This is a genomic window from Streptomyces sp. NPDC037013 (assembly GCF_055607265.1).
The window spans coordinates 948,402-962,969 of sequence record NZ_JBVJRV010000001.1; the positions used below are offsets into that span (position 1 = coordinate 948,402).

Here is a 14,568-nt window from a genome sequence, read left to right on the forward strand (position 1 = left end):
GGAACGGTCACTGATGGAGCAACAACTCTGGGACGCGCTGCCGCAGGACGTGCGCGAGCGCGTGGACGAACTCGTGCTGGCGGACCGGGAGATAGGGGCCATCAAGGAGATGCGTGACGCCTTCGCGTCGCCGGACGGAGGCTCTCCGGGGGCGCTGCCCGGTCTGTACGAGTGCCAGGAGGTGATCGCGTCCCGTTACGCGGCACTGGCCGACCGCGTGGTGCGCCCGCCCCGGCCCACGGTCGCCGAACTGGCGGACCGGATCGCGGCACAGTCGGCCCGCCCCCTGGTGATCGAGGCGGTGTGGGACGGCGACTCGCGGGGCTGGATGGTGGACCTCGTCGCCGTCTTCCCCGGGGCGGAGGTTCCGGGCGGGTCCGGGGCGGAGCTCCGCGATCTCCCGCTCACCACGTTCCGCGGGGGAACCGACTTGAGGATCTTCAACGGTCAGGTCCCGCCGTGGCCCGAGGCCGAAGAGGCGCGCCGCACGGGGGAGGCGCTCGCCGAACGGTTCGGCGTCTCCTTCCACTTCGCGAGCCCCGACACACCTGATGACGAGGCCCCTCGATGGGAGCGGAACCTCGGCTGAGGCGGGGGTTCCGGCCGCACGGCGGGAGGCCGATGACGGCCGTTCCCACAACCCGGTGCGGAACATGGGTGTGAGCGCCGCCCCAGCGGGCAGTCGTTTGTTGGGTCCCGCCGTGTCTCCCCCGTCGCGGCGGGGCCCGCTGTGCGGTGAGGGGCCGGGAGAGGGCTCAGGCGCGTTCGCGGTACGCGACGGCCGTGGCGGCGACGACCGCCGTGGTCAGCAGGAGCGGCCAGCCGATCCCGTGGTGAAGGACGAGCCACGCCCCCGGAACCGCGCCGGCGACCATCGCGCCCACGGCGATGATCCGGCGGACGGCCCGCCGGTCGGAGCCGCCCGCGAGGCGGGAGTCGGCGGCGAGCGAGGCCAGGGTGCGGGTCAGGACCGTCGTACTCATGGCCGGCACGGCCAGCTTGCCGACGGTGCCGTTGCGCAGTCCCATCGCGAGGGCGACCAGGGTGATCACCGGGTACGGCGGTGTCCCACCGGTCACGAAAGCCACGACGGTGGCGATGCCGAGCAGCGCGGCCTCGGCCGCCACGGCGGTACGGACCCACGGCGCGCGGTGCCGGTCGCGGAACGCCCGCGCCAGCCGGCCCGCGCCCACGGCACCGACGAGGAACGCCAGCAGAGACACGACGGACCCGACGACCGAGAAGCCGGGCGCCCCGGCGAGGGCGAAGCCGATGACGACGACGTTTCCCGTCATGTTGGCGGTGAAGACGCGGCCGAGGCCCAGATAACAGACGGCGTCGACGAGCCCGCTGACGGCCGTCAGCGTGATCAGCGCCAGCGACAGCGGATGACCGTCATCGATCTCCGCGGTCGGTACGGAGCGGCTTCCGCGGTGAGTCGTCATGCCGACGTTGTACCTCGCGGTCCGGCGAACCGCCGCAGGACGCACCCTCTCTCCCGGACACCTCCGCTTCGATGCCGCCCTGTTCCCTTGACCCCACGGGTTTGCCCCGCCTCCCTCTGGCTACCCGGGCCTGACCGAAGGGAGGGGATCCGTGGCAGCCACGACATCCTCGTCGGCCAGGCGGGCAAGGCCGACCGCGGCGCGCGGCGCACACGTGACCGCGCCCATCGATCCGCCGCGGCCCCCGGGCGCGGAGCCGCGGGAGCTCAGCCGCCAGGAACTCGTCCGCTATCTGGAGGACCGCTTCGCCTGCGCGCAGGCCTGTGACGAGTGCGTACGCGTGTGTCTGAGGTGGCAGGGGCCGGCCGACGCGGGGGAGGAGTCCCGCCTCCACACCGCCTGCGCGGACGTGTGCGAAGCGACGTCCCGAGTCCTCGCCGAAGAGGGCGACCGGGACGAGGAGCGGGTCCGTATGCAGGTCGAGTGGTGCCGCGCCATATGTCTCCAGTGCGCCGCCCTCTGCGACCCCCGCCCCGACTCCGCCCTCTGCGCGGAAGCCTGCCGCCGCTGCGCGAAGGCGTGCGACGCCTTTCTCACGACCATGGGGTGAGCGCGCCTGCCGCGGGGGCCAGGACGACCCTCGTCGTGGACGGTGCCTAGGCGGGGCTCCGCTGGACGGCGTTGGTGATGACCGCCGTCACCAGCTTGTTGACGACCGCCGTCTCCGGTGGGCCGGGGTCGCGGTCGGCGAACAGGAGATGGCCGCCGCCGACCAGGGAGAGCGTGAGGGAGTCGATGTCGGCGTCGGCGGCGATGCGGCCGAGGTCGCGCTCGTCGGCCAGGTACGCGCCGATCGCGGTCGTGGCCTCGGCGAGGATCGCGATGCCGCCGCCGGGCCTGGCCTCCCGCAGCCGGGCGCGCAGCTCGTCCCGGAAGGTGATGAGCGGGATGATCGCCACCGGGATCGGCCCGAACAGGGTGGTCAGCGCGCTGGTGAGGTTGTCGGTGACCGTGCCCGTACCGGCGGACTCGCGCAGTGCGCTCGCCTCTGTCTCCAGCTGCGCGGCCCGGTCGAGCACGAGCTCGGTCAGGAAGGCGTCGAAGTCGGCGAAGTGCCGGTGCAGGACGCCCTTGGCGCAGCCCGCCTCGTCGGTGACGGCCCGGCTGGTCAGTCCGTTCGGCCCGTCCCGCAGGAGCACGCGTTCGGCAGCGTCGAAAAGCTGCTGCCGCGCGGCGCGAAGGTGCACACCAGTCGGCACTACAGGTCCTCTCGTGCGTCGCTCTGCCGGCCTCCGTGGCCCAATGGGCGTATGCCCACTAGGTTGGCATGCCCATACTACGCGAGAGCGACCTGAACCGTCTCCGACAGGAACCGCACCGTTCGACGCGAACGGCGCCGACCGGCTCAAGGCCGTTCGGCGCCGATCCGGATCAGGCCGACCGCGTCGGGCGTGCGTCCGGGCGCTGTTCCCGCAGGGGTGCCGGGGCTCAGCGCGGGACGAGCCCGGCGGCGACCGCCAAGCCGACCAGATGCGACTTCGTGGTCGCACCGACGCGTCGCCGCGCCTCGGTCAGGTGTTCGTCGACGGTGGTCTTCGAGATGCCGAGCCGACGGGCGGTCTCCTTCGCCGTCAGGCCCAGCGCTGCGAGCCGGACCACGTCGCCGTCTCGATACGGGCCAGCAACCGCGAGGTCGGCCACTGGACCCAGCCGCTGATCGAACCCCGGGGACACGGCGTGGTCGCGTCCGTCTCCCGCACGATCGAGGGGGTGCCCCAATGCTGCTCTCCGAGGAGGGCGGCCGCGTGCGCATGCCCAGCCTGCTGCCGTCGCCGAACAAGGGCCGGAACAGGCCGAGTTCCGCGGGCCTGGCGATGATGAGGACGTCGTCGATGCCCATCAGTATGAGCACGGACAGCGGGTAGTAGATCATGGGCTTGTCGTAGACCGGCGCGAGTTGCTTGGAACCCACGAGGGAGGGGCAGCAGCGGTTCCGTTCCCGCCCGCGTGGCTGTCGCTGACGCACTCCCAGTCGGTGGTCGGCCGGTAGCCGTCGATGACGGCGGGCGCCCCGGCCCGCACCGCCTCGCTGTCGTGGATGTCCAGCAATTGCCTGAGCGGGCCGTTCTCCAGCGCCATCTGCACGGCTTCCTGGCCCTGCACATAACCGTCCAGGCTCTTGTCGATGTAATTGCCCACCGGATTCTTCACGTAGAAGGCGGAGCAGATCCTGTCGATGAGGTCGAGGTAGGCCTGCAGGGTGGCCGGGCTCATCTCGTCATTGAGTGCACGTTGATGCACAGGTCGAAATGCTCGGACTCCAGGGCGTTGTTCTCCGGGCTGTCCAGCACCCGGGCGCCGCTCAGGTCGATCTCGCGCTCGATGAAACCGAGCTCCAACGTCGCCTGCACGTAGTCCATTCATCGCGTCTCGCCCTCGCACCGCACCATGATCGGATCGCCGACGTCGCGGTGAGGGGTGCGCTTGATTCTCTTACGGCCGCGTCCTCGGTGATGAACTCGTTCTGGATGCGGTCCCACTGGCGGCTGGCCTTGAATTTGTGTTCCATGTCGCTCCCTTTTTCGTGGCGCGTCGGTACGGACGGACCGGGATCGCTCTTCAAGGCGGGCGCATTCGCTTCCGGCGAGTGCTTGACCGCGAACGCCTCGCGGAGCACGTCGGCGAAGGGCCCGGGCTGTTCGTGGAAGCCGGTGTGCCCCGCGGGAAAGGCCGCCAGAGGCGTGTCGAGCCGGTCGGCGAGCGCCACCGCGGTCCGGTGGTAGAGCTGCCCGGGGGACACCGTCCCGGCTCCCACCACGATCGGCGTGGACGCGGTCCGGAGCACGTCGAGGTCGGGCCGGTAGCGGGTGGGATCACGACCCGGGACGGCCGCGAAGCCTGGTTGGTGACGGGCGTGGCACAAGTGCGCGCCGTCCTCGCCGATCCGCGGTTCAGCCGCGTCGAAGCGCGGCGGCTCGGCGCCGTGATGAGCCCCGCCGTCATCTTCACCAAACCCGGCATCCTCGACATGGACCCGCCGGAGCACACCCGCCTGCGCCGCCTGGTCGCCGGCGCGTTCAGCGCCCGGCGCATCCGGAGCCTGCGGCCGGGAGCTCTTCTGCGGCTGGGCCGACCGGGTCAGCGCCCCCAGGACACGGCCCGAGGAGGCGATGTCGGCGCTGCGCTCCCTGTTCGACTGCATGGACGGGCCGGTCGAGGAGAAGCGCGCCCACCCCGACGGCAGCCTGCTCCACACGCTGGTCACCGCCCGCGACGCGCAAGGCCGTCTCGACGGCGAGGAGTTGGTCACCCTCGGCTGCGGCCTGCTCCTGGACGGCTATGAGGCGACCGCGGCCATGCTCGGCAAGGGACTCCTGGCCCTGCTGGACCATCCGGACCAACTGGCGGCCGTACGCGCCGATCCGGCGGCGGTCCCGGATCCGGACCGCTTCGACGTCACCCGCGAGGGGGCCGGGGACCACCTGGCGTTCGGCCACGGGATGCACCGTTGCGTCGGCGCGCAGCTCGCCCAGATCGAACTGGAAGTGGCGTTCGGTACCGTGCTCAGGGCGTTCCCGGGCCTGCGGCCGGCGACGCGCGTCGAGGAGATCTCCTACACCCAGGGCTCCCTCCTCAGGGGTTTGCGCTCGCTGCCGGTCATCTGGTGAATGTCCGCGAGGACATCTGACGAAGACGCATGGTTGGAGTCACCGGACAGAGAGACCTGATTGACATAGTGGGCAAGCGCCCACTACGGTCAATCCATGGTGAATGGGAAGCTCGGCGGCGAACTCCATCAACAGCGAAGCGTGGCCGAGGCGTATGGCGTGGACGCCGAACGCTACGACCGGACTCGACCGTCCTATCCAGATGATTTGGTGAATCGAGTCAAGTCGTCATGCCCCGGCGTCGACCTCTTGAATGTCGGCGCAGGAACGGGAATTGAGGCACGTCAATTCCAGGCGGCCGGGTGTTCGGTGCTCGGCGTGGAACCGGACGCGCGCATGGCGGAATTCGCGCGCAGCCGTGGAACCGAAATCGAAATCGCGCGCTTCGAGGAATGGGATCCGGCGGGACGTCGCTTCGACGGCCTGATCTCGGGACAGGCGTGGCACTGGGTGGACCCCGTGGTGGGAGCCGAGAAGGCGGCGTCGGTACTGCGCCCCGGTGGACGGTTCGCCGCCTTCTGGAACGTCTCGGAACCCCCCGCGGAGGTCCGCGAGGCCTTCGGGAAGATCTACACCGAGGTGGTGCCGGACGCACTGGCCACCCGCGCCTACAGCATGCCGCCTCCGCCGACGAACAACTCCCCGCTGCTCACCAAGACCACGGAAGGCATCGTCCGGTCCGGCGTCTTCAGCGAGCCCGAGCAGTGGCAGTTCGAGTGGGAGTACGTCTACAGCGAGGACGAGTGGCTGGACCAGGTGCCCACGCTGGGGGACCACGGTCAGTTCCCGCCCGGGAAGCTGGAAAAGGTACTGGCGGGTGTTGCCGACGCCGTCGACGCCATGGGCGGCAGCTTCAAGATGAAGTACACGGCGGTCGTGGTGACCGCGACGCTCCCCACATCCTGAACGCAGCGCCACGGCCGGCTGTGCCCTCAACTGCCCGGCGTCGACTCCGCCTTGCGCGGAGTTTGGCGCCGGGCAGTTGCTGCGTGAAGACCCGGCGGACGGAGGTCTCCGTCGGCCGTCGTCGCCATTCCCAATTTCTGAAACGGGTTCTACTGTGTGCGCCGTCGGATCCGGGACCGGACCGAGCAGTGCCCAAGTGCGTAGACCTGGAGGGGCCGTGCACCTCGAATACACGCCTGAGCAGCAGCAGTTGCGCACCGAGCTGCGCGCGTACTTCGCCGAGCTGGTGCCGGACAACGCCTACGCCCGCTACGGCGAACCAGCCGCCCAGAAACGGTTCTACCGAGAGACCGTCCGTCGCCTCGGCGCGGACGGCTGGCTCGGCGTGGGCTGGCCGAAGGAGTACGGGGGGCGCGGGCTCTCGCCCATGGAGCAGTTCATCTTCTTCGACGAGGCGGCGCAGGCGGGCGTCCCGCTGCCCCTGATGGCGCTCAACACCGTGGGCCCGACGATCATGCAGTTCGGGACGGACGAGCAGAAGGCCTACTTCCTGCCGCGGATCCTCTCCGGCGAACTCGACTTCGCCATCGGCTACAGCGAACCCGACGCCGGTACGGACCTCGCCTCCCTGAAGACGAAGGCCGTCCGAGAGGGCGACGAGGAAACCGGTCACTACACGGTCAACGGGCAGAAGATCTGGACCACCAACGGCGACACCGCGGACTGGGTCTGGCTGGCCGTCCGTACCGCAGACCCGGAACCAGGCGTCCCGCCGCACAAGGGCATCACCATCCTGCTGGTCCCGACGAGCGACCCCGGCTACTCCTGCACCGTCATCAACACCCTGGCCTCGCACGACACCACCGCCAGCTACTACGAGAACGTCCGCGTCCCCGTCTCGCGCCGCGTCGGCGAGGAGAACAAGGGCTGGCGCCTGATCACCAATCAGCTCAACCACGAGCGCGTCACGCTCGCCGCCCACGGCACCATGGCGATCCGCGCCTTCCACGACGTGCAGCGCTGGGCCATGGACACCAAGCTGGCCGACGGCCGTCGCGTCATCGACCTCGGCTGGGTCCGGCAGCGCCTGGCGCAGACCCACACGAAACTCGACGCGATGAAGCTCCTCAACTGGCAGATGGTGAACGCCGTCCAGGAAGGCACCCTCACCCCGCAGGACGCCTCGGCCGTCAAGGTGTACGGCTCCGAGGCGCGCAGGGACGCGTACGCCTGGCTCATGGAGATCGTCGGCGCGGCCGGCGCCCTGAAGGAGGGCTCGGCGGGCGCGGTGCTCCACGGCGAACTGGAGCGGGGCTACCGCTCGGCCGTGATCTTCACGTTCGGCGGCGGCAACAACGAGATCCAGCGCGAGATCATCTCCTGGATCGGCCTGGGAATGCCCCGCGTCCGCCGCTAGGCCGCTTCGATTGGATCATCAATGCGCCAGGCGGGCGGCTCAGGCGCAGGAGCGGAGCGCGTCGTCCCAGGCACCAGGGCTGCGGTAGTGGTTCTTGTGCCCGGCGGCAAGTACGTGGCGCAGTTCGGCGACGTGCCGGGTGTCCGTGGGGAGATCCAGCCGTTCCAGGATGGTCAGTGCGGCAGCCGGCTCCAGGTCGCCGTAGACGTCGTGGAAGCTCGCCAGAAGGCCGCGGAAGAGGGCCGGGTGCAGGGCAGGAAGCCGCATGGCGGTGCGGTACGTCGGTTCCTTCACCGTCCAGCGCACCGGTCCCGAAGACTCCAGGACCCGACGGGCCCGGCGCAGCAGGGCTTCCGATCGCTCGGCCACCACCCGGTCGATGTCGTTACCGAGGACCTCGGCGAAGGCCGTCGCAGACGTGGCGTGGTCCTCGAACCAGTCCACCCACAGCGAGTAGGTGACGGCCTCGGCGTCCCGGTCCGCCTCCAGTCGCCGACGGTAGCCGTCCCACAGCACGTCGGCCGGCAGGGAGCTCTGCGCGTCCTCATGCGCGAACCGGATCTCGCACGTGACCCAGTACTCGTCGAGAAGGTCGAGCAGCCCAAAGGCCAACCTCACCTGGTCGGCCGCGTCCAGGTTTTCGGCGAACACATCACTGGCCCAGGAGTGCGCCACCTCGTTCGCGGTGAGCAACACTTCCGGCTTCTCATCGCTCACCCACCCGTCGCGCACCTGCCTGACGCCCTGATCGGCCAGCCACCGCCGCGCTGCCTCCTCGGCCCGCATCTCCACCCGGGCAGTATGACAAGCCTCGCAATCCGGCGACATGGCCGCCTGCTGCGGCCTGCCCGAAAAGCGATGCTGCCTGGTCGGCCACCGGGTATCTCTTCCTGTGGCGTCCCCCGACCCGCACGGACATCCCGCACGGACACCCCGCACGGAAGGCTCACCGTGAACGCTCCCACGCCGGCCCGCCGCTCCGTCGGCCTGGCAATCGGTGCCGTGCTTGTCGTCGTCATCGCGGGCGTCGTCGTCATGGTCGCGCTCGCCGTGTTCGGTGGCAGCGGCACGCCCGACTCCGAATCGCCCCATCCGGCTTCTGCCCGGCCGACCGAGTCGGTCGACGCCCCGAAGACGAACGGGCCGAGCACGGGCCCATCGCCCGAGGCGAGTTGCCTGCTCTACGACTTCGAGTGCCAGGCCGAAGGCGGCTCCGGCGTCATCTCTCCTACTGGTTAACCGCCTCGCCGTCGTCGCCTTCCAACTCCTGGCGGTAGGTACGCAGGTGTCGCCCAGCGCGGTCAGGGCCGTGACATCACCTACCGCCGGCTCCGCGCCGGCGCAAATGGCGGAGGGGTGCGCGTGCCGCGGGGAGTGGCCCGGGCCGTCGCTCTAATCTGCCGCCGTGGACACGCTGATCCTGCTCCTCATCCTCGCCGGGCTGCTCTCCGTCGCCTTGGACCGGCCGCGCGGCTGGACCGTAGGGCTGCTGCTGGCCTCGACGGTGGCCGCGCTGCTGATGTTCAACCACCACGTGACCGACTCGCTCGGCTACTCCTACTGATGGGCGCCGCGTCATGAGCAACCTCAGCAACCCCTCCGCAACCGCCGCCCACGGCCGCCCGAGCAACCGCATCGGTTTCCTTCTCGCGCACCTCTTCGTCCTCGCGTACTGCGGGATCCTCCTCACCAGCCTCGGGTTCCAGACCATCGACGGCGACATGCCCTGCCCGCTCTGCGTGGTGCAGCGCATGGCCATGCTGCTGTGTGCGGGCTCGGCGGCCTACGTCGTGGTGCGGTCCCGGTCGGGGGAGATCAGCAAGGTCGACTACATGACGGGGTACGGCCTCGCCACCGTCTCCGCCGTCGCCGGCATGGTCATGGCCGCACGTCAGGTGATGCTGCACCTCGACGACAAGAAGGGGTATGGGCCCGCCGTCCTCGGCCTGCACATGTACACCTGGGCCCTGGTGACCTTCCTCGTCGTCATCGTGTTCTGCGCGCTCAGCTTCGTCTTCGCGCCGCACCTCATCCCGAGGGGAGTCACGTACGGGATCGCCTCCAGGGCCACCGTATGGCTCGTGGTCGTCATCGCCGCGGTGATCGCCGTGCTGACCTTCGCGGAGGAGGGCTTCCACTTCACGCTGCCCGACGACCCGCAACGTTACGAGCTCTTCGGCTGAGGGCGGGGCGGCAGCTGGTGTCGGACGGCACATCGTGGTCAGACTGGAAAGCCAGTAGCCGGCCCCCATCCACGCCCCCAGGAGATGGTCCCCATGCCCGAGCACATATCCGCGCCCGACCCCGGGCTCTTCGGGCCGGACTCGGTGACCTGGCAGGCCCACTCCGACCCCATGATGTGGGTCGCGGGCATCCGCGCCCTCTACCTCCAGGCCCTCCACCCCCGCGCGGTCCGCGGCGTCATGGAGAATTCGGACTTCCGCAAGGACGCGTGGGGCCGCCTCATGCGTACCGCCCACTTCGTGGGGACCACGACCTACGGCACGACCGAGCGGGCCGAGAAGGCGGGCGCCCGGGTGCGGAAGATCCATACGATGCTCAAGGCCACCGACCCGGAGACGGGGGAGCGCTACGGCGTGGACGAGCCCGGACTGCTCCTGTGGGTGCACTGCGCGGAGATCGACTCCTACCTCCACGTCGTACGCCGCTCGGGGTTCCGCCTCACCGACGCGCAGGCCGACCGGTACGTCGACGAACACCGCCAGAGTGCCCGCCTGGTGGGGCTCGACCCGGCCGACGTTCCCGCTTCGACGGCCGAACTCGCCGCCTACTTCGAGAAGGTGCGGCCCGAGCTGTCCGCCGGAGCCGACGCCCGCGCCGTCGACGACTTCCTGCGGCGCCCGCCGACGCACCCCCTCCTCGTCCCGGCGCGCGCCCTGCTGTGGCGGCGCGTGGCCGATCTGGCCTACGCCTCCCTGCCGCCGTACGCCCATGAGCTGTACGGCAGGCCCGCCCCACCCCCCGCTTCCGTCACCCGCCGCCTCGTCCTCACCGGCACCCTGCTGCGCACCGTGCCCGCGCGTGTGCGCTGGCAACTTCCGCCCAAACACATCCTCAGCGCCATGGCCAGACTCGGGCCCGGCAGCCGCCCGGCCCCGTACAAACTCCACAGACGGGACGCCATACTGGACGGGCCGGGGAGGGCGCAGCGAGGCAACGGGGGCGACAGCGGGAGATGGCGGACACCAGGCTGATCCAGGGCCGTTACCGGCTCCTGGATCTGATCGGCCGTGGCGGCATGGGCGAGGTGTGGCGGGCGCGCGACGAATCGCTCGGCCGCCGGGTCGCCGTCAAATGCCTCAAGCCGATGGGGCCCCAGCACGACCAGTCCTTCACGCGCGTGCTGCGCGAGCGCTTCCGGCGCGAGGCGCGCGTCGCGGCGGCGCTCCAGCACCGCGGCGTCACCGTCGTCCACGACTTCGGCGAGCACGAGGGCGTGCTGTACCTGGTGATGGAGCTCCTCGAAGGCCGCAATCTCAGCCAGCTCCTGGAGGACAACAAGCAGCACCCCCTGCCGGTCGCCGATGTCGTGGAGATCGCCGACCAGGTCGCCGCGGCCCTCGCGTACACCCATGAACAGGGCATCGTGCACCGGGACCTGAAGCCGGCGAACATCATGTGGCTCGCCGACGGCACGGTGAAGATCTGCGACTTCGGCATCGCCCGCCTCGGCGCGGACATCGGCTTCACCTCGCGCCTGACCGGCACGGGCATCGCGATGGGCACACCGCACTACATGTCGCCCGAGCAGATCAGCGGCGACCCCGTCGACCAGCGCAGCGACCTGTACTCCCTCGGCTGCGTGCTCTACGAGATCGCCACCGGCGCCCCGCCCTTCGACCTGGAGGACGCCTGGGCCGTCCTGGTCGGACACCGCGACACCGAGCCCGAACCGCCCCGCGGACACCGCGGCGAACTCCCCGGTTACTTCGACCGGATCATCCTCGACCTGCTCGCCAAGGAGCCCGACGACAGGCCGCGCGACGCCCGGGAGATCTGCCGCCGCGTCGCCGAGGGCCGCGGTTCGGTCGCGTACGTACCGACCGTCGCCACGTCACCCCTGCGGGCCCCCGGGCAACTGCCGTCCCACGAGCCGCGCCTGCCCGCCTGGACCCGCGGCATGACCACCGGACACAAGGCGAGCGGCGCCTCCGTGCTGCGCGCCACCCCTCCCGACGCGGCCGCGGGCCTGACCGGCGAGTGGATACCGCGCGCCGACGCGCGCCGGGCCGCGGCCGAGCGCCCGGCCGAACGCCCCGTGCCACCACCGGAGGTGGTCGCCGCTCTCACCAGCCGGCACAACGCCGGACTCAGCCTGGGACGGCTGGGCCGCTGGGCCGAGGCGGGGGAGGTGCACCGCGCCGTCGCCGCCGAGCGGGAGTACGCCCTCGGCCCCGACCACCCGGACACGCTCGCCAGCCGGTACGAGGTGGGCTTCACCCTCTCCCGCACCGGCCGCGCCGCCGACGCGCTGCGCGAGTACGGCCGCGTCGCGAAGGGGCGGGAGCGCACGCTCGGCCCCGAGCACCCGGAGACGCTCGCCGCCCGCCAGGAGATGGCGTACGTACTGGGCCAGCTCGGGCGGCACTTCGAGGCGCACCAGACGTACACCTCGGTGCTCGCCGCCCGGGAGCGGACGGCGGGACCCGACCACCCCGACACCTTGCGCTGCCGCCACAACCTCGCGTACAACCTGAGCCGTCTCGGCCGTCTCGAGGACTCCTACCGGCTGGCCGAGGAGGTGGCGGCGGCCCGCTCCCGGGTGCTCGGCCCGAGCCATCCGGACACGCTCGTCACACGGTACGAAGTGGCGTACGCGCTGGGTCAGTTGGGGCGCTGGCACGAGGCCCTGCAGACCTACCGCGAGGTCGCCGAAGCGCGGACGCGGGCCCTCGGCGCCGACCATCCCGACACCCTCGCCGCCCGCTACGAGGTCGGCATCAGCCTCGGCAGGCTTGGCCGCAGCGGGGAGGCGCTGGAGCTGTACCGCGAGCTGATCGACGACCGCACCCGCGTCAACGGACCCGCCGACCCCGAGACGCTGCGGGCACGGCACGGCCTCGGCGTGAACCTCGGACGGCAGAACCGCTGGGAGGAGGCGCTCGCGGAGGCGCGGGACGTGTGCGCCATCCGCGAGCGGGTGCTGGGCCCCGACCACCCGGACACCCTGGTGAGCCGCCGCGAGGTCGCGGTGGGCCTCGGCTGGCTCGGACGGTGGGCGGATGCGCTCGCCGAGTACCGCAGGGTCGCCGCGGCCCGCGAGCAGGTCCTCGGCGCCGACCACCCCGACGCGCTCGCCAGCCGCAACGACGAGGCGCACTGCCTGGAACAGCTGGGGCGCGGCACGGAGGCCGTCGAGCTGTACCGCCGCGTCGCGGCACTCCGCCAGAGGTGGGCCACCGGCGGGCACTGAGCGGTGCCCGCCGCATGCCCTGAGCGGCCGTCCCCGGCGCCACGCCTGCCGCCGACACGCCCCTCGACCCCGCGCCACCGTGCTAGGAAGAGCCATGCCTGATCGCGATGCGTACGATGCCGTCATCGTCGGTGGTGGCCACAACGGTCTTGTCGCCGCCGCCTATCTCGCCCGCGCCGGACGGTCCGTGCTGCTCCTCGAGCGGCTCCCCGCGACCGGTGGTGCCGCCGTCTCCAGCAGGCCCTTCCCCGGGGTCGACGCACGGCTCTCCCGCTACTCGTACCTCGTCAGCCTCCTGCCCAAGAAGATCGTCCGGGACCTCGACCTGAACTTCCGCGTGCGCACCCGCACCGTCTCCTCGTACACCCCGGCCGAGCGGGCGGGCCGCCCCACCGGACTGCTCGTCGGCGGTGGCGAGGCCCGCACCCGGCAGGCGTTCGCGCGGCTCACCGGTGGCCACCGCGAGTACGAGTCCTGGCGCGCCTTCTACGCCATGACCGCGGAGGTCGCCCGCCGCGTCTTCCCCACCCTCACCGAACCCCTGCCGAGCCGCGCCGAGCTGCGCGCCCGCGTCGACGACGCCACCGCCTGGCGCACCCTCTTCGAGGAGCCGATCGGCGCCGCGATCGAGGAGCACTTCGACGACGACCTGGTGCGCGGCGTGGTCCTCACCGACGCCCTCATCGGCACGTTCGCCGACGCCCACGACCCCTCCCTGCGCCAGAACCGCTGCTTCCTGTACCACGTCATCGGCGGCGGGACCGGCGACTGGAACGTGCCCGTCGGCGGCATGGGCGCACTCACCGGCGCCATCGCCGACACGGCCCGGATGGCGGGCGCGCGGCTGCGCACCGGCTGCGAGGTGACGCGGATCGCCACCGACGGGCAGCACGCCGAGGTGACCTACGTGACGGAGGACGGCGAGCGGACGGCCGCAGCCCGCCACGTCCTGGTCAACGCGTCCCCGCAGGCTCTCGCCGATCTCCTCGGCGACGCACCGCCCCCGCCGGCCGAGGGCGCCCAGCTCAAGGTCAACATGCTGCTCAAGCGGCTGCCGAGGCTGCGCGACACCTCCGTCGACCCGCGCGAGGCCTTCGCCGGGACGTTCCACATCGCCGAGGGGTACGGGGAGCTGGCGGCCGCGTACGCCCAGGCCGCCGCCGGCACGCTGCCCGCCGCGCCGCCCTCCGAGATCTACTGCCACTCGCTCACCGACCCGACGATCCTCGCCCCCGACCTCGTCGAGAGCGGCCACCAGACGCTCACCCTCTTCGGACTGCACACGCCCGCCCGGCTCTTCGCCCGGGACAACGACGCCGCACGCGCCGAACTCCTCAAGGCCACCCTCGCCCGGCTCGACGCGCACCTCGCCGAGCCGATCGCCGACTGCCTGGCACTCGACTCCGACGGCCGCCCCTGCATCGAGGCGAAGACCCCGCTCGACCTGGAACGCGACCTGCGCCTGCCGGGCGGCCACATCTTCCACGGCGACCTCTCCTTCCCCCACGCCCAGGAGGGCGCGGGGCGTTGGGGCGTGGAGACCCGGCACGCCAACGTCCTGCTGTGCGGCGCGGGCGCGGTGCGCGGCGGCGGCGTCAGCGGCATCCCGGGCCACAACGCCGCGATGGCGGCACTGGACGCCTGACCGGCCGTACGCCCCGGCCGTATGGGGGCATCCATCTGACACTGCATCAGAAA

General features: G+C 71.4%; 17 protein-coding genes and 1 pseudogene. 12 read left to right on the plus strand and 6 right to left on the minus strand.

What is annotated here, in order from left to right; all coding sequences use genetic code 11:
- Window positions 1–13 precede the first annotated feature (13 nt).
- Complete coding sequence (locus ACZ7DY_RS04055) at window positions 14–589, plus strand: hypothetical protein (protein ID WP_471129656.1); 576 nt, start codon at window positions 14–16, stop codon at window positions 587–589.
- Window positions 590–755: 166 nt separating this feature from the next.
- On the opposite strand, the gene ACZ7DY_RS04060 is transcribed toward ACZ7DY_RS04055, so the two are convergent.
- Window positions 756–1,445 carry a YoaK family protein gene (locus ACZ7DY_RS04060; RefSeq protein WP_471129658.1) on the minus strand — a complete coding sequence of 230 codons (690 nt, stop codon included), beginning with the start codon at window positions 1,443–1,445 and terminating at the stop codon, window positions 756–758.
- A 151-nt stretch (window positions 1,446–1,596) separates the two neighbouring features.
- On the opposite strand from ACZ7DY_RS04060, the gene ACZ7DY_RS04065 reads away from it, so the two are divergent.
- The gene (locus tag ACZ7DY_RS04065; protein ID WP_471129659.1) at window positions 1,597–2,055 is read left to right on the plus strand and encodes a four-helix bundle copper-binding protein; all 459 of its coding nucleotides are present in this window, start codon (window positions 1,597–1,599) and stop codon (window positions 2,053–2,055) included.
- 46 nt (window positions 2,056–2,101) lie between these two features.
- Here the strand turns inward: ACZ7DY_RS04065 and ACZ7DY_RS04070 are convergent, their stop codons facing one another.
- Together ACZ7DY_RS04070 and ACZ7DY_RS04075 are read right to left on the minus strand one after the other, a co-directional pair.
- Complete coding sequence (locus tag ACZ7DY_RS04070; protein WP_471129662.1) at window positions 2,102–2,704, minus strand: TetR/AcrR family transcriptional regulator; 603 nt, start codon at window positions 2,702–2,704, stop codon at window positions 2,102–2,104.
- Between the two features lie 229 nt (window positions 2,705–2,933).
- Complete coding sequence (locus ACZ7DY_RS04075; protein WP_471129664.1) at window positions 2,934–3,104, minus strand: LuxR C-terminal-related transcriptional regulator; 171 nt, start codon at window positions 3,102–3,104, stop codon at window positions 2,934–2,936.
- A gap of 57 nt (window positions 3,105–3,161) precedes the next feature.
- Here ACZ7DY_RS04075 and ACZ7DY_RS04080 point away from each other — a divergent pair, with 57 nt between their 5' ends.
- Window positions 3,162–3,323: a hypothetical protein gene (locus ACZ7DY_RS04080; protein WP_471130221.1), complete on the plus strand. Its 162-nt coding sequence runs from the start codon at window positions 3,162–3,164 to the stop codon at window positions 3,321–3,323.
- On the opposite strand, the pseudogene ACZ7DY_RS04085 reads toward ACZ7DY_RS04080, so the two are convergent.
- Window positions 3,256–3,503, minus strand: a pseudogene (locus tag ACZ7DY_RS04085) (sugar phosphate nucleotidyltransferase); the annotation flags it as partial. The gene ACZ7DY_RS04080 and the pseudogene ACZ7DY_RS04085 overlap by 68 nt on opposite strands.
- A 304-nt stretch (window positions 3,504–3,807) precedes the next feature.
- Window positions 3,808–4,647, minus strand: coding sequence for a hypothetical protein (locus ACZ7DY_RS04090; RefSeq protein WP_471129669.1), 840 nt, complete (start codon window positions 4,645–4,647; stop codon window positions 3,808–3,810).
- Between ACZ7DY_RS04090 and ACZ7DY_RS04095 the strand changes: the two genes are divergently transcribed.
- The 3 genes from ACZ7DY_RS04095 to ACZ7DY_RS04105 all read left to right on the plus strand — a co-directional run bounded on the left by ACZ7DY_RS04095 (window position 4,616) and on the right by ACZ7DY_RS04105 (window position 7,436).
- Window positions 4,616–5,113: a cytochrome P450 gene (locus ACZ7DY_RS04095; RefSeq protein ID WP_471129671.1), complete on the plus strand. Its 498-nt coding sequence runs from the start codon at window positions 4,616–4,618 to the stop codon at window positions 5,111–5,113. The two genes, ACZ7DY_RS04090 and ACZ7DY_RS04095, sit on opposite strands and share 32 nt — an antisense overlap.
- Before the next feature lie 96 nt (window positions 5,114–5,209).
- Window positions 5,210–6,019, plus strand: a complete 810-nt coding sequence (locus ACZ7DY_RS04100; RefSeq protein WP_471129674.1) for a class I SAM-dependent methyltransferase — start codon at window positions 5,210–5,212, stop codon at window positions 6,017–6,019.
- Window positions 6,020–6,236: 217 nt separating this feature from the next.
- Window positions 6,237–7,436 (plus strand): acyl-CoA dehydrogenase family protein, encoded by a 1,200-nt coding sequence (locus tag ACZ7DY_RS04105; RefSeq protein ID WP_471129676.1) that lies wholly within the window; start codon window positions 6,237–6,239, stop codon window positions 7,434–7,436.
- Window positions 7,437–7,475: 39 nt separating this feature from the next.
- Here the strand turns inward: ACZ7DY_RS04105 and ACZ7DY_RS04110 are convergent, their stop codons facing one another.
- A complete protein-coding gene (locus tag ACZ7DY_RS04110; protein ID WP_471130224.1) occupies window positions 7,476–8,222 on the minus strand; it encodes a hypothetical protein in 747 nt (248 codons plus the stop codon).
- Window positions 8,223–8,387: 165 nt separating this feature from the next.
- Here ACZ7DY_RS04110 and ACZ7DY_RS04115 point away from each other — a divergent pair, with 165 nt between their 5' ends.
- The 6 genes from ACZ7DY_RS04115 to ACZ7DY_RS04140 all read left to right on the plus strand — a co-directional run bounded on the left by ACZ7DY_RS04115 (window position 8,388) and on the right by ACZ7DY_RS04140 (window position 14,515).
- Window positions 8,388–8,675: a hypothetical protein gene (locus ACZ7DY_RS04115; protein ID WP_471129679.1), complete on the plus strand. Its 288-nt coding sequence runs from the start codon at window positions 8,388–8,390 to the stop codon at window positions 8,673–8,675.
- 166 nt (window positions 8,676–8,841) lie between these two features.
- Window positions 8,842–9,000, plus strand: a complete 159-nt coding sequence (locus ACZ7DY_RS04120; RefSeq protein ID WP_471129681.1) for a DUF5993 family protein — start codon at window positions 8,842–8,844, stop codon at window positions 8,998–9,000.
- A 13-nt stretch (window positions 9,001–9,013) separates the two neighbouring features.
- Entirely contained in the window at window positions 9,014–9,619 is a 606-nt protein-coding gene (locus ACZ7DY_RS04125) for a disulfide bond formation protein B (RefSeq protein ID WP_471129684.1), read from the plus strand.
- A gap of 93 nt (window positions 9,620–9,712) precedes the next feature.
- Complete coding sequence (locus tag ACZ7DY_RS04130; protein WP_471129687.1) at window positions 9,713–10,651, plus strand: oxygenase MpaB family protein; 939 nt, start codon at window positions 9,713–9,715, stop codon at window positions 10,649–10,651.
- Window positions 10,633–12,870: a serine/threonine-protein kinase gene (locus ACZ7DY_RS04135; RefSeq protein ID WP_471129689.1), complete on the plus strand. Its 2,238-nt coding sequence runs from the start codon at window positions 10,633–10,635 to the stop codon at window positions 12,868–12,870. The genes ACZ7DY_RS04130 and ACZ7DY_RS04135 overlap by 19 nt, the downstream gene beginning before the upstream one ends.
- A gap of 94 nt (window positions 12,871–12,964) precedes the next feature.
- Window positions 12,965–14,515 carry a phytoene desaturase family protein gene (locus tag ACZ7DY_RS04140; protein WP_471129691.1) on the plus strand — a complete coding sequence of 517 codons (1,551 nt, stop codon included), beginning with the start codon at window positions 12,965–12,967 and terminating at the stop codon, window positions 14,513–14,515.
- Window positions 14,516–14,568: the final 53 nt, after the last annotated feature.

Excerpts from the sequence above, each read along its gene's own strand:
- ACZ7DY_RS04055 (WP_471129656.1), top strand. The coding sequence starts at position 14 with ATGGAGCAACAACTCTGGGACGCGCTGCCGCAGGACGTGCGCGAGCGC.
- ACZ7DY_RS04060 (WP_471129658.1), bottom strand. The coding sequence starts at position 1,445 with ATGACGACTCACCGCGGAAGCCGCTCCGTACCGACCGCGGAGATCGAT.
- ACZ7DY_RS04095 (WP_471129671.1), top strand. The coding sequence starts at position 4,616 with ATGTCGGCGCTGCGCTCCCTGTTCGACTGCATGGACGGGCCGGTCGAG.
- ACZ7DY_RS04090 (WP_471129669.1), bottom strand. The coding sequence starts at position 4,647 with ATGCAGTCGAACAGGGAGCGCAGCGCCGACATCGCCTCCTCGGGCCGT.
- ACZ7DY_RS04100 (WP_471129674.1), top strand. The coding sequence starts at position 5,210 with ATGGTGAATGGGAAGCTCGGCGGCGAACTCCATCAACAGCGAAGCGTG.
- ACZ7DY_RS04110 (WP_471130224.1), bottom strand. The coding sequence starts at position 8,222 with ATGCGGGCCGAGGAGGCAGCGCGGCGGTGGCTGGCCGATCAGGGCGTC.
- ACZ7DY_RS04125 (WP_471129684.1), top strand. The coding sequence starts at position 9,014 with ATGAGCAACCTCAGCAACCCCTCCGCAACCGCCGCCCACGGCCGCCCG.
- ACZ7DY_RS04130 (WP_471129687.1), top strand. The coding sequence starts at position 9,713 with ATGCCCGAGCACATATCCGCGCCCGACCCCGGGCTCTTCGGGCCGGAC.
- ACZ7DY_RS04135 (WP_471129689.1), top strand. The coding sequence starts at position 10,633 with ATGGCGGACACCAGGCTGATCCAGGGCCGTTACCGGCTCCTGGATCTG.
- ACZ7DY_RS04140 (WP_471129691.1), top strand. The coding sequence starts at position 12,965 with ATGCCTGATCGCGATGCGTACGATGCCGTCATCGTCGGTGGTGGCCAC.